Origin of the sequence: Pauljensenia sp. UMB3104 (assembly GCF_030217285.1) — a bacterium.
Classification (GTDB): Bacteria; Actinomycetota; Actinomycetes; order Actinomycetales; family Actinomycetaceae; genus Pauljensenia.
Window position 1 is genome coordinate 1 of sequence record NZ_JASONN010000098.1, and the last position, 364, is coordinate 364.

A 364-nucleotide genomic window follows, 5' to 3' on the forward strand; every position below is an offset into this window, starting at 1 on the left:
TCCCAGCAGGCGTGGGCACCAGATGATGAGGCTCTGATCTATGACACTGCTTCGTCGCCGTCGATTTCAATTAAAGGTGATGAGGGATCGGGAACGTTAACAGCAACGGTGACTGTTCCCGCTGTCGCGTCAGTGAACAGTGAAGGCGTGAAGACGCGGAGCGAAGACTCCATGATCTCGTCGACGTTCAACCTGGTCCAAGAGGGCGGGCAGTGGCGCATCGATTCCCCCGAAGATGCGTTCATCGTTTCTCAAACGGCGTTCAGTGCCGCCTATGAACAAGCGAACCTCTATTTCCCGGCGACGACCGGGGATGCCTTGGTTGCGGATCCTCGTTGGTATCCTTCGCGTCGCCTTGCCTCGC

At 57.4% G+C, this 364-nt stretch carries 1 pseudogene; it reads left to right on the forward strand.

Going from position 1 to position 364, the window contains the following annotated elements:
• Positions 1 to 364, forward strand: a pseudogene (locus QP415_RS10925) (sporulation protein); the annotation flags it as partial.